The organism is Sutterella megalosphaeroides, assembly GCF_003609995.1.
In the GTDB taxonomy this organism is placed as follows: Bacteria; Pseudomonadota; Gammaproteobacteria; order Burkholderiales; family Burkholderiaceae_F; genus Sutterella; species Sutterella megalosphaeroides.
In genome coordinates this window covers 2,221,510-2,245,886 of sequence record NZ_AP018786.1, presented here as the reverse complement: position 1 = coordinate 2,245,886, position 24,377 = coordinate 2,221,510, and the positions used below count along the sequence as shown (strand labels likewise).

Here is a 24,377-nt window from a genome sequence, read left to right as displayed (position 1 = left end):
CCCACCGCTTTTCGGTGTCGAACCGAAGGAGAAAAGGATGTTCGCTCAAGTCGAAGAAGCCGCACTGCCGATCGGCGACTCGATTTTGGCGAGTTGGATTCGATCGATCTGCCAGACCGTGCGCGGTTACGGCGTGGACCCGGAGCCGCTCATGGATCGGGCCGGGTTGGAGAGAGCGCTTCTTACCGTGCCCGACGCGCGCTACCCCGCACAGGCCGTGCGCCGCTTCTGGGAGGCGATCATCGCCGCGACGGGCGACGAGCTCGTGGGCTTGCGGTGCGGGCAGGAAATGCAGCCCGCGGCCCTGCACGGCCTGGGGCTTGCGATCGTGACGAGTCATTCGCTCGCCCAGGTGCTCGACTTGACGGCGCGCTACTGCAAGATTGTTTCGAGCACGATGGACATGATCCTTTCGCACGACGCGCAGGGGACGACTTTGTCGCTGCGAACGTTGCGAGGCAACGAAGCCAAGAGCGCCGCCCTCACGGCGATGCTCGCTTTCGTACTCCGGCAGGCGAACTCCCTCGTGCAGCACCGGGTGGTTCCGGTTTCCGTCGCGTTGCGCGTTCCCAAAATCAACGGGAATCTTCAGCGTCGACTCGACGACTATTTCGGCTGCCGCGTCGACACCTCGGGCGAGACGCCGGGAGCGATTCGGTTTTCGTACGCCGACGTGATGGAGCCTTACGCGAGCGCGAACGCCATGCTCCGCGAGGCGAACGAGCGCGTCGTCATCCAATACCTCAATCGTGTGCGACAGAGCAGCTTTGCGGCCCGCGTCGAAGAAGAACTTCAGACGATGCTCGCGGCGGGTGAGCCCGCGAAGATTGCGGACGTCGCGCGCCGGGTGAATCTTTCGGCGCGCACGCTCCAGAGACGCTTGGAGAGCGAAGGCGTGACGTTTGCGGAACTTTTCGAGCGCCGTCGCCGTCAGCTCGCTCACGACGCGCTTGCGCACACGGAACTTTCGATTACCGAAATCGCCTACAACATCGGCTTTTCCGACCCGTCGAACTTCTCGCGCACCTGCACGCTTTGGTTCGGGGTGTCGCCCGCCGTTTACCGCCGTCGCATTCGTCAGCTGCAAACCTGAAGACCGCAAGGAGTTCGCACCATGGATCGACCCGTATTGGAATTCGTCGTTGTCGCCGAGCCTCAAAGGGACGCCTCGTCCCGCGCCGTGCTCGCGGAGCTTGCCGCACTTGTTGCCGCTTCGGCCGGCGCCCCCGTGCACGGAGATGCTCGGACGCTCGACTGGGCGCACGACGGGGCGCTCTACCGCGCGCGCTTTGCGGGCGAAGGAGCCGGAAGCGTCGGATTCGAGGGACTCGACGGGTGCCCGTGCGTGCTCGTGCGGCTCGATGCGACCGAGTGCGTCGTGCGTACGCACCTCCTGCCGGACGAAAACCCGATGCTCGCGCTCACGATCGAAGACGCGCTTTCTCGAGAGGGACGGGCGTTCGAGGTCCGGAGTGAGCCCGGCGATGCGTCCCGTGCGTCCGATGCCGGAGAGGCGAAACCTGCATTTCCGCCGCTTCGTGCCGCGGGGGTGAGCGTTCCCGATAGGGACCCCGCCGGGGCGGCGCGCCTCGTCGAGCGCGTCGCGCGCCTTGCGGCCCGCAGGCTTGACGCCATCCGCGCCGTGGCGGCGCGGGGAACGTATGTTTGATGTTTCGACCGATTCGACGCGGCGTGCGGGGACCGTTTGCCCGCGCTGCGTCTCAACCGTCTCAACCCGAACGACAAGGAGAAATAGGAATGAAGACGATCCGACTGCCCGAGCGCTCGCCGCTCGCAATGACGCTTGAGGAAGCGCTCGAGAAGCGCCGCACGAACCGCAACCCCGCAGCCGTCCCCCTGAAGGAGGCGGACCTCGCCGCACTCCTCTGGGCCGCGGCGGGCATCACGGACGAGGACGGCCGGCGCACCACGCCGTCGACCCTTGATCTGCGCGCGGTGGAGGTGTACGTGTTGCGTTCGGACGGCGCGTGGCGCTTCAACGCGGCCGACATGACGCTTGAACAAACGGCCGAAGCGGACGTGCGCCGCGTCTCGACCGCGTACCAGTTCGAATACGTCGAAAAGGCGCCCGTGACGCTCGTTTTCGTCGCCGACAAGGAGCGCTCGAAAAACGCCCGTCCGCAGGGCGTCTGGGTCGATGCGGGCACGATGGGGCAGTCCTGCTACCTCGCCGCAACCGCCCTGGGACTCGCGGGTTGCGTGCGGGCTTCGTTCAACCATGAGGCCCTGCGTCAGGCGATGAACCTTCCCGAACACCTTGAACCGATCGTCCTCTTTACGGTCGGCGTCCCGGCGTGAGGCGCCAACGCACGAGACGCGGAAAATTCGGAATGAAGCGCGACACCCCGATCGGAATCGAATTCGGTCGGGGTGTTCGTTTTCGGCGATCGGATCCTCGACGAAACGGAAGAATCGAACGTCGTCTTCGCGCACGTTCGGTCGTCGTTTCGTTTTTCGTGGAAATACGGTAGGGCGTTTCGGAAACTGCAACGACCTCGCGGCCGATCCTGCAAACACGGCGGGGTTCGTCCGTCTTGGGGAGTGCGGGAGCAATTCCTAGAATGGGCGAACACGTTGCAGGGACGCCCGAAAACGTCGCCGTCGACGGAACTCGGGCCGACCGGCCAACTGTTCTCCGACTTTTCAAATAAAACAGACTTCAACCATGTCATTCGCTCCCAAGACGCTCACGCTCGGCGTCCTGCTCGCCCTCGGTTCTTCGCTTGCCGCCTTTTCCGCTCCCGCCCTCGCTTCGGGCGGCGCTTCGGGGCCGCACGTGGCCTTCCGTTCGACCGGTCACATCGGCGAAGTGATTGTCAATCCTTATAAAGTTGCTCCGCTTACGGCCGTGATTCGCAACGGCGGCTACGATGTCAAGAACGCCGTCGTTCGCGTCGTTCCCAAGGCGGGCGGTCAGGACCTCAAGTACGCGGTTTCGGACCGTCAGGTGCTCTCTCACGGCGGCATTCCCGTCTTCGGCCTCTATCCCGACTACGTCAATACGGTCGAAGTCGAATACGACCGCGTGTTCCAGGGGAAGACCGAACACTTCAAGGACACGTACCAGTTCTATACGGCGCCCGTCTTCCTTCGCTCGAACGGGCTCAATTCCCAGAGCCACACGACCTTCGACGTGAAGGTCGAAAAGACGGATCCCGCCTTCAAGGATCGTCTCTACTTCATCAATAACATCGTGCGCACGCCCCCCGATGCGTCCCGCATGGTTTGGAACAACCCGATGGGCGGGGCGCTCGAATGGGCGTTCGGTCCTGAAAACGCGATCGTCGACTCGACGGGCACGGTGCGCTGGTACCTGATGCCCAACGACGACATGTACGATCCCGAACAGCCCTACAAGGCGGGGATTATGATGGGCTTCCAACAGACCGCCGACGGCGGTCTCCTCTGGGGTTACGGTCAGCGCTACGCGAAGTACGACATGCTCGGTCGCGAACTCTTCAACCGTCGCCTCCCCCTCGGCTACGCCGACTATTCGCACGCGATCGACGCCGCGCAAAACGGACACACGTTCCTGCGCGTCTCGTCGTCCGACTACCGCCGCGCCGATGAAAAGCGCGTGCACACCGTGCGCGACGTGATCGTCGAAATGGACGAGAACGGAAACGTCTTCGACGAATTCAAACTTTTCGACATTCTCGACCCGTACCGCGACAACGTCATCAAGGCGCTCGACCAGGGGGCGGTGTGCCTCAACATCGACGCGTCGAAGGCCGGTCAGACGCTCTCCTCGGCGGAACTCGCAAAGCAGGACCAGTCGGACGACTTCGGCGACATCACCGGCGTGGGTGCGGGTCGCAACTGGGCGCACGTGAATTCGGTCGACTACGACCCGACGGACGACTCGATCGTCATCAGCTCGCGCCATCAGTCCGCCATCATCAAGATCGGCCGCGACAAGAAGGTGAAGTGGATTCTCGGCGCGCCCGAAGGCTGGAAGAAGGGCTTTGCGGAAAAGGTCCTGACGCCCGTCGACAAGGACGGCAAGCCCTTGAAGTGCGAAAATTCGCGTTGCGAAGGCGGTTTTGACTGGACCTGGACCCAGCACACCGCCTGGCGCGTCGACGCCAAGAGCGATGCGGACGTGATCTACGTCTCGGCCTTCGACAACGGCGACGGCCGCGGCATGGAGCAACCCGCTCTGCCCGAAGACAAGTATTCGCGCGGCGTCGTCTACAAGATCGACCAGAAGAAGATGACGGTCGAGCAGGTCTACGCCGTGGGCGATGACAAGGGTTATGAATTTTATTCGCCCGTGACGGGTCTTGCTCAGTACATGCCCGACAAGGACTCCTTCCTCGTTTACTACTCGACCGCGGGTCTCGGCGAAACGCTCGCCGGGAAGAAGGGGCGCGTTGACATCCACCCCTACCTCGCGGAATACAAGTGGGGTGAAAAGGAACCGTCCGTCCTCATGCGCTTCAACGACACGATGGGCTACCAGGCCTGGGTGTTCGACCTGACGAAGGCCTTCCCGAAGCTCTGATCGCTCGAAGCGCGCTTCCCGCCCGCAGGGTGTTCGGCCCGCGGGCGACGCAAGCTCGCATGAAGAACCGATGACCGCAGAGGGGCTGTCGCATGTCGGCGCCCCTCTTTGCGCCTCCCTCGGGTGCGATCTTGTCCTCAATCCGACCAACCTCACAAACCACACCAAAAAGGAGAAGCCCCGGACGGCTCCGACCGACCCCGCCGTCCGCGGCCCAACGATGCACACCACCCAACTTCGCATTTCCGCGCTCGCCCTCGCGACGAGCCTTGCCGCTCTCGGCGCGGCGTCGACTTCCGCTCTTGCCGCGGAAACCGAAATCTACGGCCAAATCGACACCGGGTTCTATGCGGTCGATTCCAAAGGCAAAAACCCGACGCTCGAGATGAAGCCCTCGATCGACGTGTCCTCCTACTGGGGCTTGCGCGGTCGCGAATCGCTCGGCGAAACCGGGTACGTGCACTTCGTGCTTGAATCGGGATTCGAAGGCGACACGGGGCGCGTTGCGAACGACGCCCGCGCGGGCGCGCTCTTTTCGCGCGAAGCGATGGTCGTGATCGGTCGCGAAGGGACGGGCGAAATCGCCCTCGGCCGCACGGCGGGCTTTCTCGGATCGACGGGTACCTACGCCCAGTGGGCCGCGACCGGCATGAATCCTCTGGCCTCGAACGCCCCGGACGCGGCGCTCGCGGGCGTCTTCCAGTCGAGCCCCATCATGGACAACGCGATCGTCGTGAAGAGCGCGCCGATTCACGGTGTCACGCTCCTCGGCCAGTTCTCGAACAGTACGAACCAGGCGACCTATCCCGAATCGGAAGGTTTCTCGAACACCGAACACCTCTATGCGCTCGCCGCCGGCTGGAAGGGCGAAAACGCGACCGCGCTCCTTGCCTGGCAGATGATCGACTACGCGAACGCCGCCAACGGCCCGCAGCCCCACGACGCAAAGCCTACGCACAACATTTTTGCGGGCGCCTCGCGCGGCTTCGGCGACCTGCGCGTGCACGTCGCCTATCAGCACCTCGAAAACGCGCGCGGCATGCTCGGCGTGCCGAGCGTCATTTCCGCTTCGAGCATGGGCTTTGACGGCGCCGCAAGCCGCGAAGGCTTCCGCGCGGACGCCTTCTCGATCGGCGCGAACGCGCCGCTTCTGGGCGGGCGGCTGCACGGCTCCGTCAAGGTGGTGACGGGCGAATGGAGGGGCGAACGCGGTGCGGCGGCCGACACGGAAGGCGAACGCTGGGTGGGGGCTCTGCGCTGGGCGTACCGCTTCTCGAAGCGCACGGGCTTCTACGTCCTCGGGACCTATGCGTACGCGAACGGGATGTTCGAAAATACGGACGCTTCGAATGCGATTGCAAACCGCGCGACCGCGGCGGCGGGCCTCACGCACAAGTTCTGAGGCGCTCTTCTCGTGAGAAAGCCCCGCCGCTCGGCGGGGTTTTGCCGTTCGGGTGCCGGAGCGAGGGAGCGCGGCATCGTCCGCACGCCCCGCTTTTTTCCCGCCCGCGGAACCGCCGGCCTGCCTGATCGCCTCGGCCTTTTCGACTTCTTCAACCGCCCCGACCGCCACCATCATGACCGCCCCGTCCGGCCCCGACCGCCTCGACATCTACCATCTGAGGTTTTTGATCGACCTCATGCACACGCGCAAGCTCGGCGCCACGGCTCAGAATTTCGACATGAGCACGGCGACGGCTTCGCGCATGCTTCAACGGCTGCGCGACGCCTTCGACGACCCGCTCTTCGTGCGCGGTCCGACGGGATTGACGCCCACCGAAGCGGCGATGCGGCTCGAAGAGCCCGTACGGCGCAACATCGAAGCTTTCGACCGCCTCACCGCGCCGAGCGTCTTCGCGCCCGAAGCGGTGGAGCGCCGGCTCGTGATCGCGTCCTGCGGCGCGGTCTTTCCCGAGGTGATCGAACGTGTGGCGGCGGAACTGTTCGCTCGCGCACCGGGCCTCAAACTGACGCTCCTGCACCGCACGCCCCATCTCTGGGAAGACTTGCACGAAGGTACGGTCGACATGGCTCTGGTCTCGGGCTTCAGCCTGCCGCCCGGCTTGCGGAAAATGCTCCTCTTTCGCAGTCCCGCCGGGGTGATTGTTCGCCGGGATCATCCGCTTGCGCGCCTCGGACGCACGATTTCGCCCGCGGAAGCGGGCGCGTATCCGCGGCTCACCGTCCTCGTCAATTCCGATGCGGGTCGCCCGACGTACGAGCGCGTCTTGACGGGCACTGCCGATCGGAGTCGGCGCGACGACGAGGCGGCCGTTACGGCCGAATCGGTCTACGACATCCTTCCCGTTCTCGAATCGACCGATGCGGTGCTCTTCGCGCCCGAAACGGCGGGACGCGTCTCGGCCCGGCACTATGCGGTCGTGTGGGTGCCTTTCGAAGCGGGCAGAAGTCGCGACGTCGAAGTGCATCTCGTCTGGCCCGAACACCAGCACCTCGAACCCGCCCACGTCTGGGTGCGGGGCCTCATTCAGAAAGCGGCCGCGGAGCGCTTCGGGACGCCGGACTTCTCGGCCGAGCGCGAACGATCGGAATAAAGCAAAACCGCCCCGAAAGGGGCGGTTTTCAAGCCGTTAGGCCCGAGCGGCCCTTCGCACCGGGAAGGGCCGACCGACAAGTTCGAAGAACGCTCGAAGAACGCGCAACCGACGACCCGAAGGCCGTCGGCTTCGACTTATTCCTCGTCCTTGCGGTTGAGCGTTTGCTTGAAGCGGGTGCCCGGGATGAACTTCGGCTTACGCTGCGCGGGGATGTGGATGAGCTGACCCGTCGAAGGGTTGCGACCCGTACGCGCGGCGCTTTCGACGGCCTTGAAGGTGCCGAAGCCGATCAGCGTGACGGTGCGGCCTTCGGCGCAAGCGTCGATGATCTGTTCGAAGCACGAAATAAGCAGGCGGTCGATGTCGGTCTTGGCGATCTTATGGCCGTACTTGGCGGCCAGACATTCAACGAGTTCCAAACGGTTCATAGATTTTTTTCGGTACCGCATTGCCCGCACGGTGACATGCGAGCGGGGGCCCTCTCCTTCTTTCGGTTAGGTTTGAGTCGGCAACGGGTCGTCGGGGACCTGCTGCCACAACGAGCCGTACCAGCGGTACGGCCCTGCAATCGACAAACCCGCGACTGAACCTCTTGAGGGTTTGCCGTCCAATTGCATTCGTCACGGCTCGAACGCAGGAAAGTGCGGTTCGGTGCCTTTTCGAAACGCCTCCCGAGGGGGCGGGCCGACGGAGTCGGAACCCGGTCCGATCGGTGCGGAGATTCCGCACGTCGGGGTGCTTCGAAAAGACGCCGACGCGTTGCATCGACCGCTTGGAAGTCATTGTAGGCCCTGGGGCGCCGAGCGCCATCAGGGTTAACCTACCTGCATCATTGGAAACGGGCCGTGCGGCAGGAAAAAGGACGGGGCGAGAAGGCGTTTTCCGGCTCGGACGAGGTACGTCGGGAATGGGATCGAGGGGGTCGCCCGAAGGAGGTATCGCGAACGACTTTCGGAGCCCCCGACGGGGTGCATTCGGGGATCTCTTTCGGGGTTTTCCCCGCTCGTCCGAAAGGGGGCGGCGGCATGCCTTCGGGCAGGATCCGTCGGATGATGTCAAATAAGAAAGGAGGCGTGCGGGGGCGACTTCAAACCCCTTCGAGGATCTTGCAAAAGGGGCGAAAAACACCTCCGAATGTCGACTCGAATGCCGCTCGAAATACGGTTCGCCGACCAAGCGCCGACGGTCGGTCCGTGCTTCCCGAAAAAGACACCGATCGGGTCGCATGCCATTGAGAAAAGCGGTCTCGACACGGGGCGAAAAAAGGGGCGGAGCATGTCGTCCGACGGCTTCGACGGGGCGTCCGGTGACGAATCGTGCGAAGGCGTTCGGGCGGGTGCGAACGCGGAAAAACGCGGACGAACGGCTCGGGAAATGTGCCGCGAGTACCCCGTCCGCGCAGCCGCCGAGAGGCGTCGAACGGGGGGGCGGAACCGAAGCGTTTCGGCTTACTTCGAAATCCGAACGCGCGCGTCGGGAGGCGTCCCAAGATCCCGTCGAAGGGACGAAATCCTGCAACAGATATTCCTTTGGCGGTAGGGTAAAGTCCCTGGAAAACACGACGGTTTCCAAGGGCCGGGGTGCATCGGCTTGCGGGTCGTCGCGAGTGTCGCGGTTCTGCCAACCGTCCTTTTTCCGCCCTCCGACCCGGTCCGCCGCCGCGATGCGGGAGTGCGCGGTGCGTCGGAAAAACGGGATCGTCGTGCGAAGAAAACGCGCCGGACGCGAGGCGTCCGACCGCGTACGGGCGACGCGTCGTCGTTCGTCGCGGGAGATCTCAAAAGGGCTCCGAACCGGGTTGACGATGGGAAAAGAAAAGCGAGACGGACGCCGAACGGGGGGCGTCCGGGGAAGGATCGGTCGGGGTCGAAAAGGCGTCCGCGGGCGGGTCGAGATCTGGCCCTTGAGGGGCAATCGGAGGGGGCTCGAAAAGACTCGAAAGGGCTCGAAAGGATTCGAAAGCACGGTGAAAACAGATCGGAAAAAAGTCGCCCAGAGGTCGACCAAAGTCGATGCGAGGCGGCTCAAAAAAGAGAGCGCCGCACGTCGCAAAGTCCCCGCGCGTCCAATCCGAAATCCGTCACGAAAGTCGTCTCGCAATCGCCCCAAAGCCGCCGAAAAGAGGATGCCGAAAGAGACGCCGAACCGGCCGTGAACAGGGGTCAAACAGACCACGAGCGGACCTTGAAAAAGGGCTTGAAAGTCGCGCTCCGCCTCCTTGAAAACGACGCGAACGACGCCTCGGACGCGGGCTCGGCAGGCGAGTGCAACGGGTCGGAAAAAGTCGTCGAAAAAAAGATGAAAAAATATGACGGAAGTGTTGTAAAAATCCAACAGTCGGAGGGGGGCGAGGTAAACACTCGGGAAAGCCCCGTCCTCAGCGCTTCCAGTTTTTGGGAAGGAGCGCTTCGAGAAGCGACTTCGTGTCGGGGCAGCGTTTGAGGAGTTTGCGTCCCTCCGAGCGCTCCCTCGGGTCGAGAAGGTCTTTGAGGCCGGCGGCGGTCGCGTCCGCCGTCGGGTCGCCGAGCGCCTTCGCGCGTTGCAGCAGAATCCAGGCGTGGAGGCGATTGAGTTCGAACACGTTCCCAGTGAGAAACAGGCCCGCAAGCGTCGCCGCCGCCCGGGCGTTTTCGCCTTCGGCCGCGCGGGTGAGCCACCGAACGGCAAGGCGCAGGTTGACGGAGCCGCCCGTCCCCGACCAGTAAAAGAGGCCGAGTCGATGCTGCGCGTCGACGTTTCCCGAAAGCGCCGCTTCTTTCATCCAACGGCGGGCCGCCGCGGGGTCGCGGTCGGGGTTGTCGCGCCGCAGCTGCAAAAGGGCCGATTCGTATTGCGCCGCCGAGTCGCCTTTTTCGGCGGCAAGGCCGAGCCATCGGGCCGCCTGCACGAAGTCGACCGCGGTGCCGAGGCCGTCGCGGTAGGCGCGCCCGGTCTCGCGTTGAGCTTCGAGGTTTCCGGCCGCGGCCGCAAGCCGCCACCAGTAAAGTGCGTCTTCGAGGGAGACCGTGCGCCCCAAGCCGAGTCGGGCCAAACGTGCGGCGTCGACTTCGGCTTCCGTCACGCCCGCCCAAGCCGCCTCTTCGACGGCGCACGCCCCGGCTTCGAGGTCGCGGGGAACCCCCTGACCGCGCAAGAGCGTGAGCCCTTTGAGGTAGAGAGCCCGAGCACGTACTTTCGACATGCGCGCAGAGGGGTCGTCGAGCACCCGATCGAGGAGCCGCCGGGCTCGGCGGCTGTGCGTCCAGTGCGTTGCTTCCGAGAGAAGCCGTCGGGCGAGTTCAACGCGCGCTTCCGGGTCGCCCGCTTCGGCCGCCCGTTCGACGGCTTCGCGGCGCTCCAACGCTTCGGCGGCCGAAAGCGGACGGAGGCGGCCGCCTTCCGTACGGGTCGTCTCCGAACGGGGCGGCCCGGGAATGCGAAAGGTCGTGTCAAGCCGCCGGGGCATGGCGCTCGGGGTGCTCGAAAAGAGAACGCGGGGTCAGTTCTTCGCGCCGAATTCGGGCGACACCGTCACGCGACCCACACCCGCTTCCTCCACCTGCTTGGCGGCGGCTTCGGACTCTTCGGGCGTCATCGGACGAACGACGAGCTCTTCGGCTCCGGGCTCGCGGCTGATGACGACGCCCGTTTCGGACGTACCCGCGGTGCCTGCGGTCTCAAGGGGCTCGAACCCCGTCAGAACGAGTGCAAGCGTGATCGTGGCGGAAATCATCCCGTAGAGGACCCAACCGAGCACGCCCATCGACATCGTGCGCCCGAAGGGGAGTCGTTCGTACTCGGGGACCGAAGCCTTCACGTAACGGAGCTGCCGCATGCCGCTCGTGAGCATCCACGCGGCCCAGAGGACAACAAGGAAGTAAGGGCCCGCATACGTCATGACGGGCTCGTTGCGAAAGAGCACCTGCATGACGAAATAAAGAACGACGAGCCAGATCGACATGCGTACCCAGTGGCGCGAAGCGCGGGCTTCGTCGGGGTTGCCGAGCGAATCCCAGTTGCGGGCCTGCAAAAGGCCGCCGTAGATCGGCGTAAAGAGAAGACTCGCCGCGCACACCCATTTCGGCTCGAAAAGATGCGGGGGTTCCTGGGCGACGGTGCGGTTGCGGCCGGAAGTGCGGGGGGCGGTGCGCGGGGAGCTCATGGTGGGGCTGGGCTTGACGGTGTGGAGGTAAAGGGAAAGGGCGAGGGCGGCGGGCGTAGGTGTTGGTCGCGCCCGGAAGGCTCGCGAAATTCGCACATTGTAGAGGAAGGATGCCGGCGTGTTTTCGCGCGTTTGCAGACTGTTGCAAGGAAGAGAAACGCCGTCGGACGGTTTTTCGGGAAGGGCGCTCAATGATCGTCCCGACGCGTTTTCGACCGCCCTCTCTTCTTTTCCCCTCCGTTCGTACGAAAGCCGACCGCCCTCCGCGCGCGATTGCGCTAACCTTAATAAATTCCGAGCGCGTTTTTTTGAAGAAGCGCGCCCGACTCGAGCGGAGATTTTTGAGAATGCCGTCATCCCGTCCGAATTCGTTTCCCCTGCTTCGAACCCCGTCGTCGCACGTCCCCGAAAGCGTTCGGGGGCGTAACCGCCGCCGCACGCTCGGCCCTTGCGCGCTCACGTTGGCGCTCGCGTTGGCGCTCGCGGGGTCGGTCTCGGGGTGTGCCTGGTTCGGCGACGAGCCGAGCGGCCCCGACGCGGCCGAGCGCGTCACGCGCTTGGCGAACTTCCCCGAAGCGGGCATGGAAGCCTGCCTGATCCCGGGCGAAGGCTATTCGCCGTCCTTGGATTTGGCCGTTCGCGGAGCGCTCGACGACCGGGGCTTTCGCGTTCGACTTCTCGATCGGGGGGCTTCCCCCGAAGCGCATCAGTGCCGCACGACCGTGACGATTTCGGCCGTTTCGTCGAAGGGCTTCAGCGAGCTACCCGAGAAGCTCACCCTGGACTTTCGCGACGCCCTCACGGGCGAAGCCAAACGCGCGGCCTGGAAGTGCGACACGGCCGAGGCCGGCAACGCCTTGACGCCCGGCCCCTTCGGGGACCCCGAACGGATCGTGCGCGACCTCGTCGATCAGCTCTTTCCCCGTCCCGTCGCCCTGCATTGAGCGCGTAAAGAGCCCGCGAAGAGCGCACGAAGTGACGGGTGCGTGAAGAGGGTGCAAAGAGGGGGAACTCGGCGAACACCGCCCCCGCGGGAAACCGATATAACCCGAAAGGGATATTTTTCGTCCTGCCACCCTCCGAAAGGACTAGATAAAACGACGGGATGGCGTAAAATGACCCTCAATGCGGCGCGTCGGGAAGCACGCCCGGCGCAACGCACGCGGAAAGTACCGCGACGCCTTCGGGCGTTGCCTTCGTCGAGGACGAAGGGGCATACGCAAGTCGACGAACGAACACGGGTTCGTCGAAAGAGGCGCGTCGGCCTTGCATCGGGGGATGCAGTTGTCAGAAGGCCGGGGACCGCGCGCCTCGCACGGTTGCGGCAGCGGAACCGTCGTGCTTTGAAGGGCGTTCGACGCATCGCGCGCGACCCCTCGGAACGCACGCCGCACATCGCTTCGGGGAGTGTCGACCACTCCCCGTTCTTTTACGCATTATGTAACTAATTGTTATTGATAAGGGTATTCCCGCTTGTTTGTTCGATTATTACGGACGGTTTTCGGAATTTGTTGAGATCCTCCGAAATGTGTAGCTTTACGCGCGAGATGGCGACGGAAGGCGAAAGATGCGTGCGGGGCTTTATTGGAAAAAGACGCAAAAGCGGCCTCTTTCGGGGTGATTCCGACCGTTCGCAGGGGGTTGGGTTGCTTTCGTGCAACGTGCGAATACGCGGACGGGGCCGTCTTCGGGCGTATCATTGAAGCGTTCAACACCTTGTTTCATAAAAAACCACAGTGGCCTGCGTCCGGTCGAACCGGTCCGCGGGCTTTGGCCGTCACCGCCGCCCCCTCATCCCCCGGAGCGCCCTGACGACCTCTTTGAGGGAGTCCCGTCCGTGAATTCTCAACAGTCCTGGAAGGCCGTGCTCGTCATCCTGTCGCTCAGCTCGATTCTCATGTCGGTGAGCTACACGATGCTCATTCCCTTCCTTCCGATGTACCTCATGCAGGAGCTCGGCGTCGCTCAGGCCGACGTCAATATTTGGTCGGGCGTGATCTTTTCCGCCTCCTTCCTGATTTCAGGCATCATGGCCCCGATCTGGGGCGCGATGGCGGACAAGAAGTCGCGCAAACTGATGGCCGTGCGCGCCGCGGTGCTTCTTGCGATCAGCTACGCCTTGGGCGGGATCGTGCAGGACCCGTGGCAGCTCCTAGCGATGCGGTGCTTCCAGGGTTTTGCGGCGGGTCTCTGGCCCGCGTGCCTTGCGATCATGGCGAGCAACGCCCCGCGCGACAAAGTCGGGATCTGCATGGGCACCATGCAGGGCGCGATGACGGCAGGCGGCGTCTTGGGGCCGCTCGCAGGCGGCCTTCTCGCCGAAGCCTTCGACATGCGTACGACCTTTTTCTTGGGCGGCGCAGCGCTCTTCGTGATCACGCTCCTTTTGATCTTCTTCATTAAGGAGCCGAAGAGGAAGCCCCAGGAAAAGAAAGAAACCGAATCGAAGGAAAAGACGAACCTTCTCAAGATTCCGGTCGTGCAGCGCATGCTTCTTTGCGCGGGGATCGTGCAGCTCACGATCCTTCTGCAGCAGCCCGTGATGCCCCTTTACGTCGGGGAACTCCAGGGGAGCATGGACCGCATCGTCTTCGTGACGGGTTTGCTTTTCTCGATCGTGGGCGTCTCGGGCGTGATCGCCTCGCCCGTCTGGGGCGTGATCGGGCAGCGTTGGGGGTTCCGCCCCGCGCTCTACACGGCGCTCCTCGGTACGGCCGTTTTCGGGATGATCCAGTCGATTCCCGACACGCTCGTTCCCTTCGGGATCTGGCGCTTCATCGGGGGGCTTACCTTCGCGGGCATTTTCCCCGCCATCAACGCGGTGCTCACGAACAGCACGAACCCCGAAGACCGCGGCCGCATTTTCGGTCTCTCCTACGCGGCGCAGCAGGTGGGAAGCGTCATCGGCCCGATTCTGGGCGGGGCGCTCGCGATGTGGTTCGGGATCAAGTTCGTGGTCTTCTTCTCGGGCTTCGTGCTGCTGCCGCTCGTCGTCTTCCTCTATCTGCGTCGTCCGAAGGAAGAAACCTCGACGAAGGGGACCGAAGCCAACCTCGGTTGAGGCCCTTGCCGCCCCCTCGTGCGGACTTCCTCGTTCGCACGCCGAAAAGCGCGCGCCCCGCCCGAAAAAGCGGGGGCGCGCTTTTTTCGTTTGCCGATTTTCCGCACGTCTACCGTGTCGGGGACGGGAGTGTGTACGTGTTGTAAACAAAGGAAATACGAAACTAGTCGCTTTTCCTTACAAGTGGTAAAATGCGATGTTTCGTATGCCCCTATAACCCGAAATCGTTCCGTCCGCCGTGTGCTCGCGCGTTCTTCCCCCGGAGCAGCGAACCGAGGACGGCCCTTCTTCTATGGATCTCTTCCTTTATGCGGCGCTGGCTCTGCTCGCGCTCCTCGCATGTTGCGATCTTTTCGTCGGCGTCAGCAACGACGCCGTCAACTTCCTCAACTCCGCCGTCGGTTCCCGCACCGCTCCCTTCTGGGTGATCATGGCCGTGGCGAGTGCGGGCGTGCTGCTCGGCGCCACCTTCTCCTCGGGCATGATGGAAATCGCGAAGACGGGCGTCTTCGTTCCGGAGCACCTCACGTTCAACGATGTCATGGTGGTGTTCGTCGCGGTGGTGGTGACCGACGTGCTCCTATTGAACACCTTCAACTCCCTCGGCCTTCCCACGTCGACCACCGTTTCGATTCTCTTTGAACTTCTGGGCGGCGCCGGAGCGCTTGCCTGTTGGAAGGTCTGGTCTCAGGGGGCGCCGATCACGGATCTGGGGCTCTACATCAACTCCGGCAAAGCCCTCGTCATGATCCTCGGGATCCTCGTCTCGGTCGTGGTTGCCTTCATCTCGGGCTTTGTCATTCAATACCTCACCCGCATCGTCTTTTCCTTCCGTTACGAAACCGTCTATCGCCGCGCGGGCGGCATCTTCGGCGGTCTCTGTCTCTCCGCGATTCTCTACTTCCTCATCATGAAGGGTGCCAAGGGCGCCTCCTTCATGCGCCCCGAGTGGCTCGCGTGGATGAACGAAAATTCGGGTCTCATCCTCGGCGTCACCTTCCTCTTCTTCTCGGGCCTTTTCCAGGCGGCCATTCTCTGGAAGAAAGCCAACATCTTCCCCGTCGTCATCCTTTCGGGCACGTTCGCGCTCGCCTTTGCCTTCGCCGGGAACGACCTCGTCAACTTCGTGGGCGTGCCGATCGCGGCGCTCGACAGCTTCAACATCTACCGCGAAGCCTCCGCCGCGGGTCCCGTCGACCCCGCGACCTTTACGATGGGGGCGCTTCGCAACGTCGAAAAGACGCCCACCGTGCTTCTCGCCCTGTCGGGCCTCGTGATGTGCTTCACGCTCTGGTTTTCGAAGAAAGCCCACCGCGTGATCCGCACGTCCGTGAACCTTTCCTCCTCGTCGCGCGGCGGCAAAGAGCAGTTCGGATCTTCGCTCCCCGCGCGTCTCGTCGTGCGGGGAGCTCTGCACACGAACGAACTCATCCATCAGATCCTGCCCGCGTCGCTTTTCCGGGCGCTCGATACGCGCTTTGTGCCTAAGGCGGCGGAACCGGGCAAACCCGAACTTCCCTTCGACGAATTGCGCGCGTCGGTGAACCTCGTGCTTGCTGCGACCCTCATTGCGTCGGCTACGAGCCTCAAATTGCCGCTCTCAACCACGTATGTCACCTTCATGGTCGCGATGGGCTCGTCGCTTGCAGACCGCGCCTGGGACCGTGAAAGCGCGGTCTACCGCGTCTCGGGCGTGCTCACCGTCGTGAGCGGCTGGTTCCTCACGGCCTTTACGGCGGCGGCCGCCTGCGCGATCGTCTCGGCCCTTTTCCTCTGGCTCGGCCACTGGGCGATGATTGCCGGGATGGTGATCGCGCTTTGCATCATCATCCGCTCGAATCTTCTCCCTTCCGCCGAAGAAGAGCGCCTCGAAGCCGTCGCTCAGGTCACCGACCGCGGGGACCGTACGAGCGTGCGCGAACTTCTCACGCAGTCGATCGACGAGAACCTCGACGAGACGCTCGAACTCTTCTCGAAGTCGCTCCAGGCGTTCGTGCGGGAAGACATCCGCGAGCTTCGCGAACTCAAAGCGCGCGGCGTCGACTTTTTCGAACGCGTCTCGCAGGGGCGAGGCGAGTACTACCGCATGTCCCACGAACCCGTGCTCTCTTCGGGCGACCGTGACGCGCGGTGCTTCTACTACCGCGCCTTCACGAGCATGAAGGAAGTGAGTCACGCGCTTATGGGCGAACTCGGCGTTGCGGAAAACTACGTTGCCAACTGCCATTCGCCCTTCAAGGGGCGGATGCTCGACAACGTGATTCTGCTTGCCAAAGACATGGAACTTCTGCGCACGCGCTTTTCCGCCTCGCGCTGCACGAAGTTGCTCACGCGCCTTGAGGACGCCCAGAGCGACTTCATGACGCAGCTTTCCGAAGAGCCGATCTCGCTCCGCAAGAGCGAGCTCTACCTCGGGTTCCTGCTCTTTACCCGTGAGATGCTCAACCGCTACATGATGGTGAAGCTTCTGCAGGCCGAGTTGAACGGCCCGCAAAGCTCCTCCGCCTCCGGGGCGAACCCCGAAGCGAGCGCGCCTTCCGCCAATACGGTTGCGGACAAGGAAAGCGGTTCGGCTTAAGCGCCAAAACCGCACAAAACCACCAAGGAGCTTCAACGGAGCTCCTTTCCCAACAAAGGGCTGTCGGGCAACCTCCGGACGGCCCTTTGTGCTTCTCGTGCATTCGGGGCGTCCGACTTCCTCTTGCCGCCGATCAAATCGCACCCGTGCGTTTGCCAAGTGCCTTCGAGAGCGCCGCCAAGGCCGGGGGCCATAATCGAACGAAGAAACAAAGAAACGGCTTTTTCCGTTCCTCGAAGCGCCCTTTCGACGCTCGGCGGCTCCGCGACCACGGGCCGCGTTCGAGCGAGACCGAAGAAAGGCGAGAGGAAAACCACGAGGAAAGTCACAAAGGAGGCTCTCAAATGATTGCGAAAACCATGGCGGCGCTTGCCGTTGCCGCGCTCTTTTCGGGAAGTCTGGCTGCCGCTACTCCCACCCTGAAGGACGGCACGTACACGGGGACGGGTTCGGGTCGCAACGGCGAAATCGCCGTCGAATTGACGGTGAAGGCAGGGAAGCTCGCAACGGTCAACGTCGTTCGGCACGGTGAAACGGCGGGCATTTCGGACGCGGCCCTCGCGCGGGTTCCCGCCGCCATCGTCGCGGAGCAGTCGGCGGCGGTCGACGCCGTGACGGGCGCGACGATGACAAGCGACGGGATCAAAGCGGCCGTCGCCGATGCGATTCGCAAAGCGGGCGGCGATCCGGCGCTCTTTGCGGTGAAGAAGGTCGGGAAGAAAGCGGCCGCGAAGACGATCAAAGAGAACGCCGACATCGTCGTGGTCGGTGCGGGCGGATCCGGCATTTCCGCCGCCGTGCGCGCGGAAACTCTGGGCAAGTCCGTGATCCTCATCGAGAAGATGCCGACGATCGGGGGCGCCACGGTCCTCAATGCGGGGACCCTGATCGCGACGGGCTCGCGCTACCAGCGCGAGGTGATGAAGGAAACGAAGGACAGTCCCGAACTTGCGGCCGAAGACATCTTCCGCGTCGGGAAGCACAAAAACGACCCGGTGCTCGTTCGGATGGTGACGGAGCGCGTCGGGGGGGTCGTCGACTGGCTGATCGACGACCTCAAGATCCCGTACGGGCCCGCCGCAACGCAGTACCCCGATCATTCCGCGAACCGCCAGCTCGGCGTGACGGGGCGCTCCGTCAACTACCTCAACCTCATGCGGGAAAAGTTCCTCGGCATGGGCGGGAAACTCCTGCTTGAAACCCGCGCGCAGTCCTTCATCACGGACGCGAACGGGCGCGTGGTCGGCGTGAAGGCGACGGACGCCTCGGGCAATACGGTCGAGCTCACGTCGAAAGCGGTCATTCTCGCTTCGGGCGGATTCGGGGCGGACCAAACGATGTTGCCGCCCTCGATGAAGAACTACCTCTTTTACGGCGTTGACGGCGAAACGGGCGACGGCCTCAAGATGGCGCGTGCCTTGAATGCGGGAACGATCAACCTCGACCTCGTCAAGATGTACCCGCAGGGCGTAGAAACCCGTCCGCATCACGGTTTGGCCGCTACGGCTTCCTCCACCGACACCATGAAGGCGTCGGGCGCCATCTACGTCAACAACCTCGGCAAGCGCTTCGTCGATGAAAACGCGGGGCTCGGCGTCCTGACGGATGCGACCGTCGCGCAGCCCGATTCCATTGCCTACATCGTGATGGACAAGGCCGCCTGGGAAAAGTACGTCGCAAAGTCTCTGGAAGACAAGCTCGTTCCCGACGCCGCGGCGCTTGACGGGTGGACGAAGATCGTCAACAACGGACGCCCCGTGATGGCGGTCTCGGATTCGCTCGAAGAAGCGGCGCGCACCATGGGGATCGATCCCAAGGGGCTCACGGAGACGGTCGCGCATTGGAACGCGATGGTCAAAGCGGGCAAGGACACGGACTTCAACCGCAAGCTCTCGGGCGGGCTTGGCGTTGGGCCTTACCACATCGTCGAGCAGAAGGTGCGCTACCAGACGACGCTCGGGGGCCTCAAGGCCGATGCGGGTCTTCATATTCTCGACACCGCCGGCAAGGTCATTCCCGGTCTTTACGGTGCGGGGTGCGTTGTCGGGGGCGCGAACGGCGCGGACTCCATGACGGCCATGATGAACTCCTGGGCCATCGTCTCGGGCGTCGTTGCGGCGGAAACCGCCGTGAAGGACCTCAAGTGAGTGCTTGGAGTTCGACTGCAGCTCGACTGAAGTCCGACTGAAACGCGATTGAAACCCGCGCAAAGAAAACGGACCGTCCGGAGGCTCGCGGGAGCCCGTCGGACGGTCCGTTCGTTTTCGAGGCATCGTGAACTTCTGCGGAGCCGAAAGTTGCCTTCAGCGCCTTCAGCTCCTTGAGCCCCTTCGGCGCATTCAGCGCTTCGCCCCGTCGAGTCGCACCCAGGCCGGAGCGCGGGTTTCGTAGTCGTCGATCGCACTTGAGGCTTCAAGCGTCAGGTCGATCGCGTCGAGCCCCTTCAAGAGCATCGACCGACGGAAGGGGTCGATCGAAAAGGGGAAGGTTTCGCCCTTGAATTCAACCGTCTCGCGTTCGAGGTCGATCGTCACGGGCGTGCCCAGAGCGCGATCGAGTTCGGTCAACATCTTCTCCACGACCGCTTCGGGAAGCGTCACGGTGAGGAGGCCGTTCCCCAAGGCGTTGTTGCGGAAGATGTCCGCAAAGGAGGGCGCGATGATCGCGCGCAGCCCGAAGTCGAGAAGTGCCCACGGGGCGTGTTCGCGCGAGGAGCCGCTCCCGAAATTTTCCCGGGCGACGAGGATTTGCGCGTGACGGAAGGGCTCGCGGTTGAGCACGAACTCGGGATTCTCCCGCGTCTCTTCCGCGTCGAGCCAGCGGTCGTTGTGAAAGAGGTGCTTGCCGAAACCCTTGCGGTCGACCGCAAGGAGAAACTGCTTCGGGATGATCTGGTCGGTGTCGACGTTCGCGCGGGCGAGCGGCGCGGCAACGGCGGTGAGCGTCGTGAATTTTTCCATGATTGGGGCCTCAGTTCAAGAATTCGCGCGGGTCGGAGATGACGCCCGTAACGGCCGCGGCCGCGGCGCTCGCCGGACTCATGAGGTGCGTGCGGCTCCCGTACCCCTGACGACCGACGAAGTTGCGGTTCGAAGTCGAGGCGACGCGCGAGCCGGGCTGCGCCTTGTCGTCGTTCATCGCAAGGCACATCGAGCAGCCCGGAAGACGCCACTCGAAGCCCGCCGCCTTGAAGATGTCGGCAAGACCCTCGGCCTCGGCCGCGGCGCGCACTTCCATCGAGCCCGGAACGGCGAGCGCCCGAACGCCCGGCGCCACGCGCCGACCGCGTACGATTTCAGCCGCGGCTCGGAAGTCTTCGATGCGCCCGTTCGTGCAGGAGCCGATGAAGACGGTGTCGACGGGCGTGCCGATCAAGGGGGCGCCCGCTCGGAGTTCGGTGTAGGCCAAGGCGGCGCTCGCGCTCGCCGCTTCGACGGCGTCCTGCATTGCACTCGGGTCGGGCACGCGCCCCGTCACGGCACATTCCTGTCCGGGGTTCGTTCCCCAGGTGACCTGAGGCTCAAGACTTCCCGCATCGATTTCGATTTCCGCGTCGAACACCGCATCGTCGTCCGTGCGCAGGGTCTTCCAGTACGCGAGCGCCTCGTCCCAGGCTTTCCCTTCGGGGGCGAAGGGACGGCCTTTTAGGTAGGCGAAGGTCGTCTCGTCGGGGGCGATCATCCCCACCTTGGCACCCATTTCGATCGCCATGTTGGAGAGCGTCATGCGGCCTTCCATCGAGAGGTGTTCGACGGCTTCCCCAGCGAATTCGACGGCGTAGCCCGTGCCGCCCGCGGTCGTGAGGCGACCCGCCACGGCAAGAATCAGGTCCTTGGCGGAAACGCCCCGCCCGAGGCGGCCCGTGCAGCGGATGCGCATCGTCTTGAGGCGCTGCTGCTTGAGGGTTTGCGTGGCCATCACGTGTTCGACTTCCGACGTGCCGATCCCGAAGGCAAGCGCCCCGAACGCGCCGTGGGTGGCGGTGTGGGAGTCGCCGCACACGAGCGTCGTCCCGGGGAGCGTGAAGCCCGTCTGGGGTCCCACAATGTGCACGATCCCCTGACGCGGATGCCCGAGCCCGTAGAGCGTGACGCCGAATTCGCGGCAGTTTTCGATCAGGGTCGTCACCTGGGTGCGCGCCATGGGGGAGCACGCTTCCAAAGAGGGCGACTCGGTCGAAATGTCGTGGTCCATGGTGGCGAGCATCAGGTCGGGCCGACGGGGTTTGCGCCCCGCGGCGCGCAAACCCGCAAAGGCCTGCGGGCTTGTCACCTCATGAACGAGGTGGCGGTCGATGTAAAGAAGCGGCAATTCCCCGGGACGTTCCGCGACGACGTGGGCGTCGAAAACCTTTTCGTAGAGTGTCTTACCCATGGCTCAGGCCTCCCCGGTCGTTTCGGATTCGTCGCGCTCTTCTTGGATGGCGGCCGCAATGGCGTCGCCCATCGCCGAGCAGCTCACCGTTGCTTCGCCCGCGCGGGCGATGTCGCCCGTGCGAACGCCCGAAGCGAGCACCCGCGAGACCGCGCGCTCGATCCGGTCGGCGGCACCCGTTTCGCCGAGGGAGTAGCGAAGCATGAGGGCGGCGGAGAGGATCTGCGCGATGGGGTTTGCGATGTTGCGCCCGGCGATGTCGGGGGCGGACCCGCCCGCGGGTTCGTAAAGACCGAAACCCGATTCGCCGATCGAAGCCGACGGGAGCATCCCCATCGAGCCCGTGATCATGGCGCACTCGTCGGAGAGGATGTCGCCGAACATGTTCGAGCACAAGACGACGTCGAACTGCGACGGCGCCTTGATGAGCTGCATCGTCGCGTTGTCGATGTAGAGGTGCGAGAGCGCGACGTCGGGGTAGTCCGCGGCCACCCGCTCGACCGTTTCCCGCCAGAGGACGGACGAGGCCAAGACGTTCGCTTTGTCGATCGACGTCACCGCGCGGCGGCGCAGGCGCGCCGTTTCAAAGGCCGCACGGGCGATGCGTTCGATTTCGCGACGGCTGTAGACCTCGGTGTCGAAGGCCTTTTCGTTCGCCCCTGCGCCTTCGCGCCCCTTGGGGGTGCCGAAGTAGATCCCGCCCGTGAGTTCTCGCACGACGACCAAATCGCACCCCGCGGCGGAAATGTCCGCGCGCAGAGGAGAGAGGCCTTCGAGCCCCGGGAAAAAGCGCGCCGGACGCAGATTGCAAAAGAGCCCGTAGCGCTTGCGAAGCGGCAGGAGCGCCCCGGCTTCCGGACGGTCCTTGTGGGGAAGGTGGTCCCACTTGGGGCCGCCGACGCTCCCGAAAAGGATGGCTTCCGCACGGTCGCAGGCTTCGAGCGTCGCTTCGGGCAAAGGCGTCCCCACCGCGTCGATCGCGGCGCCCCCGACGAGGGCTTCGGTGGCCGTGTAGGTGAAGTGTTCGCGTTGGGCGGCGGCCTCGACGGCCTTCAGGGCTTCGCGCATGATTTCGGGGCCGATGCCGTCGCCCGCGAGAACGGTGAAAGTATGGTGTCGCATGGGAATGGTCGTGGATAAGGTTGAAAAACGCGTGTTCGAGGGCGAAGGCGCCCGAAAACCGAAATTTCGGGACGAGCTCGCCCGCACCCGGGCGCGCGAGCGCCCGAGTTGGGAAAAAAGGAAAACGGAGAAGCCGAAGAGGCGGAAGAGGCCCGAGCGAACCGAGCGGACTCAGACGCCGCGGCGTTCGTGGCTTTCGAGCTCGGCCGCGGGGGCGTTCGTGCTCGTCCCCTTACGCTTCTTCTCGACTTCGCGCGCCTGTTCGATCACGTTCATCGCGTGAACGAACGCGCGGGCGGAGGCTTCGAGGACGTCGGTCGAAAGGCCCATGCCGTGGAAGATGCGGCCTTCGTGTTCGACCGTCACGTCCACCTGACCGAGCGCGTCCATCCCTTCGCCGTTGGCGTTGATCGAGTAGGAAACGAGCCGGCAACGAATGCCCGTCAAGCGCGTGATGCAGTTGTAGATCGCGTCGACCGGACCGTTCCCGATGCTCGACTCGGTGCGGGTGCGCTTCCCCACGCGCAAGCGGACGCTTGCCGTCGGGAGGGTTTCGCCGTTTCCGCACATGACGTTCATGCGGTCGAGCTGATAGGTGGGCGTTTCTTCTTCGACCTTCGTAAAGAAGAGGAGCGCTTCGAGGTCGTAGTCGTAGACCTGGCCCTTCTTGTCGGCGAGCTTCAAGAAGCGCGCGTAGAGGTCGTTCATGTTGTAGTCGCTCTCGGTGTAGCCGAGCTTCTCGAGGCACGCCTTGATCATGTGGCGACCCGAACGGGCCGTCATGTGAAGGACGTTGCCGTGCACGCCCACGCTCTCGGGCGTGAGGATTTCGTAGGTCTCGCGGTTCTTGAGAACGCCGTCCTGGTGGATGCCCGAGCTGTGCGCGAAGGCGTTCGAGCCGACGATGGGCTTGTGCGAGGGAACGGGCTCGTGACAGATCTTCGAGACGAGCATCGACGTGCGGGCGATGCGTTCGTGAACGATCCCGGTTTTGAGGCCCTTCAACCACGCCTGACGCAGGCGAATGGCGGTCACGACTTCTTCGAGGGCGCAATTCCCCGCACGCTCGCCGAGGCCGTTCATGCAGCACTCGATCTGACGGGCCCCTTCCTGAAGGGCCGTGAGCGAGTTGGCCGTCGCCATCCCGAGGTCGTTGTGGCAGTGCACGGAGACGACCGCGCGGTCGATGTTCGGGACGCGGTTCATGAGCGTACGGATGATGCCGCCGAATTCCGTCGGGAAGGTGTAGCCGACCGTGTCGGGAATATTGACGGTCGTCGCCCCGGCGTCGATCGCCGCCTCGACCATGCGGCAGAGGTTGTCGATCGGCGTGCGGCCCGCGTCTTCGCAGGAGAATTCGACGTCGTCCGTCCACTTGCGCGCTTCCTTCACGGCGGCAACCCCCATGGCGAGGACATCGTCGAAGGACCGACGCAGTTTCTTTTCAACGTGCAGGGTCGACGTCGCAATGAACGTGTGAATGCGGAAGCGTTCGGCCGCTTTCAGCGCTTCGGCCGCGCGGGTCACGTCGCCCGGGACGGCGCGCGCGAGCCCGCAGGGAACGGCGCGACGCAGAGCGCGCGCAATCGTCTGCACGCTCTCGAAGTCGCCCGCGGAGGAAATCGGGAAACCCGCCTCGATGACGTCGACGCCGAGGTCCTCGAGCGCCAGGGCGATCTGAAGCTTCTGTTGCATGGAAAGGCTTTGAGCAAGCGCCTGTTCGCCGTCACGCAACGTCGTATCAAAAATCACCACGCGCTCGGCGGATATATCGTCGATCATCTTCGGGCTCCCGGAATGAGGGTTGAAAAAAGGCGGTTCATCCGCCGGTAGGTGAACCCTACACCCGCACCGTTTATGTTGTCAAGGAAACTTGCGAAAAATGCGCTGTGAATGCACTAAGTATATGATTTTTCGATATAAGGAAAAGTAACTACTCGGTTTTTGCAAAGATAAAAAGTTGCAATAGCGCCCGAGTTGCCAAAACGAACCGCGGGGATTTTCGCTCGTCGAAAGCG

General features: G+C 63.8%; 17 protein-coding genes. 10 read left to right on the top strand and 7 right to left on the bottom strand.

Annotated elements, in window-relative coordinates:
* Positions 1-37 precede the first annotated feature (37 nt).
* From S6FBBBH3_RS08915 to S6FBBBH3_RS08890, 6 genes are all read left to right on the top strand, one after another.
* Positions 38-1,093, top strand: a complete 1,056-nt coding sequence (locus tag S6FBBBH3_RS08915; protein WP_120177414.1) for an AraC family transcriptional regulator — start codon at positions 38-40, stop codon at positions 1,091-1,093.
* A 21-nt stretch (positions 1,094-1,114) separates the two neighbouring features.
* A complete protein-coding gene (locus tag S6FBBBH3_RS08910) occupies positions 1,115-1,669 on the top strand; it encodes a hypothetical protein (RefSeq protein WP_120177413.1) in 555 nt (184 codons plus the stop codon).
* A gap of 89 nt (positions 1,670-1,758) precedes the next feature.
* Positions 1,759-2,319, top strand: a complete 561-nt coding sequence (locus S6FBBBH3_RS08905; protein ID WP_120177412.1) for a nitroreductase family protein — start codon at positions 1,759-1,761, stop codon at positions 2,317-2,319.
* 367 nt (positions 2,320-2,686) lie between these two features.
* Complete coding sequence (locus S6FBBBH3_RS08900; protein ID WP_120177411.1) at positions 2,687-4,525, top strand: aryl-sulfate sulfotransferase; 1,839 nt, start codon at positions 2,687-2,689, stop codon at positions 4,523-4,525.
* Between the two features lie 220 nt (positions 4,526-4,745).
* Positions 4,746-5,927 carry a porin gene (locus S6FBBBH3_RS08895; RefSeq protein ID WP_170143905.1) on the top strand — a complete coding sequence of 394 codons (1,182 nt, stop codon included), beginning with the start codon at positions 4,746-4,748 and terminating at the stop codon, positions 5,925-5,927.
* 175 nt (positions 5,928-6,102) lie between these two features.
* Positions 6,103-7,080 (top strand): LysR family transcriptional regulator, encoded by a 978-nt coding sequence (locus S6FBBBH3_RS08890; protein WP_120177409.1) that lies wholly within the window; start codon positions 6,103-6,105, stop codon positions 7,078-7,080.
* Positions 7,081-7,217: 137 nt separating this feature from the next.
* Here the strand turns inward: S6FBBBH3_RS08890 and S6FBBBH3_RS08885 are convergent, their stop codons facing one another.
* The 3 genes from S6FBBBH3_RS08885 to S6FBBBH3_RS08870 form a co-directional block, all read right to left on the bottom strand.
* Positions 7,218-7,511 carry an HU family DNA-binding protein gene (locus tag S6FBBBH3_RS08885; RefSeq protein ID WP_120177408.1) on the bottom strand — a complete coding sequence of 98 codons (294 nt, stop codon included), beginning with the start codon at positions 7,509-7,511 and terminating at the stop codon, positions 7,218-7,220.
* A 1,949-nt stretch (positions 7,512-9,460) separates the two neighbouring features.
* On the bottom strand, positions 9,461-10,528 hold the full coding sequence (locus S6FBBBH3_RS08875; RefSeq protein WP_120177406.1) for a tetratricopeptide repeat protein: 1,068 nt from the start codon (positions 10,526-10,528) through the stop codon (positions 9,461-9,463).
* Positions 10,529-10,561: 33 nt separating this feature from the next.
* Positions 10,562-11,224 (bottom strand): hypothetical protein, encoded by a 663-nt coding sequence (locus S6FBBBH3_RS08870; protein WP_123957690.1) that lies wholly within the window; start codon positions 11,222-11,224, stop codon positions 10,562-10,564.
* A 347-nt stretch (positions 11,225-11,571) separates the two neighbouring features.
* Here S6FBBBH3_RS08870 and S6FBBBH3_RS08865 point away from each other — a divergent pair, with 347 nt between their 5' ends.
* The 4 genes from S6FBBBH3_RS08865 to S6FBBBH3_RS08850 all read left to right on the top strand — a co-directional run bounded on the left by S6FBBBH3_RS08865 (position 11,572) and on the right by S6FBBBH3_RS08850 (position 19,010).
* The gene (locus S6FBBBH3_RS08865) at positions 11,572-12,168 is read left to right on the top strand and encodes a hypothetical protein (RefSeq protein WP_120177404.1); all 597 of its coding nucleotides are present in this window, start codon (positions 11,572-11,574) and stop codon (positions 12,166-12,168) included.
* Positions 12,169-13,061: 893 nt separating this feature from the next.
* The gene (locus S6FBBBH3_RS08860; RefSeq protein ID WP_120177403.1) at positions 13,062-14,285 is read left to right on the top strand and encodes an MFS transporter; all 1,224 of its coding nucleotides are present in this window, start codon (positions 13,062-13,064) and stop codon (positions 14,283-14,285) included.
* A gap of 292 nt (positions 14,286-14,577) precedes the next feature.
* Positions 14,578-16,863: an inorganic phosphate transporter gene (locus S6FBBBH3_RS08855; RefSeq protein ID WP_120177402.1), complete on the top strand. Its 2,286-nt coding sequence runs from the start codon at positions 14,578-14,580 to the stop codon at positions 16,861-16,863.
* A 344-nt stretch (positions 16,864-17,207) separates the two neighbouring features.
* Positions 17,208-19,010, top strand: a complete 1,803-nt coding sequence (locus S6FBBBH3_RS08850) for an FAD-dependent oxidoreductase (RefSeq protein WP_120177401.1) — start codon at positions 17,208-17,210, stop codon at positions 19,008-19,010.
* A gap of 192 nt (positions 19,011-19,202) precedes the next feature.
* On the opposite strand, the gene leuD is transcribed toward S6FBBBH3_RS08850, so the two are convergent.
* The 4 genes from leuD to leuA form a co-directional block, all read right to left on the bottom strand.
* Positions 19,203-19,823: a 3-isopropylmalate dehydratase small subunit gene (gene leuD, locus S6FBBBH3_RS08845; protein WP_120177400.1), complete on the bottom strand. Its 621-nt coding sequence runs from the start codon at positions 19,821-19,823 to the stop codon at positions 19,203-19,205.
* Between the two features lie 10 nt (positions 19,824-19,833).
* Positions 19,834-21,237 carry a 3-isopropylmalate dehydratase large subunit gene (gene leuC, locus S6FBBBH3_RS08840; RefSeq protein ID WP_120177399.1) on the bottom strand — a complete coding sequence of 468 codons (1,404 nt, stop codon included), beginning with the start codon at positions 21,235-21,237 and terminating at the stop codon, positions 19,834-19,836.
* A 3-nt stretch (positions 21,238-21,240) separates the two neighbouring features.
* The gene (gene leuB / locus S6FBBBH3_RS08835) at positions 21,241-22,359 is read right to left on the bottom strand and encodes a 3-isopropylmalate dehydrogenase (RefSeq protein ID WP_120177398.1); all 1,119 of its coding nucleotides are present in this window, start codon (positions 22,357-22,359) and stop codon (positions 21,241-21,243) included.
* Between the two features lie 171 nt (positions 22,360-22,530).
* Positions 22,531-24,141 (bottom strand): 2-isopropylmalate synthase, encoded by a 1,611-nt coding sequence (gene leuA, locus S6FBBBH3_RS08830; RefSeq protein ID WP_120177397.1) that lies wholly within the window; start codon positions 24,139-24,141, stop codon positions 22,531-22,533.
* Between the last annotated feature and the right edge of the window lie 236 nt (positions 24,142-24,377).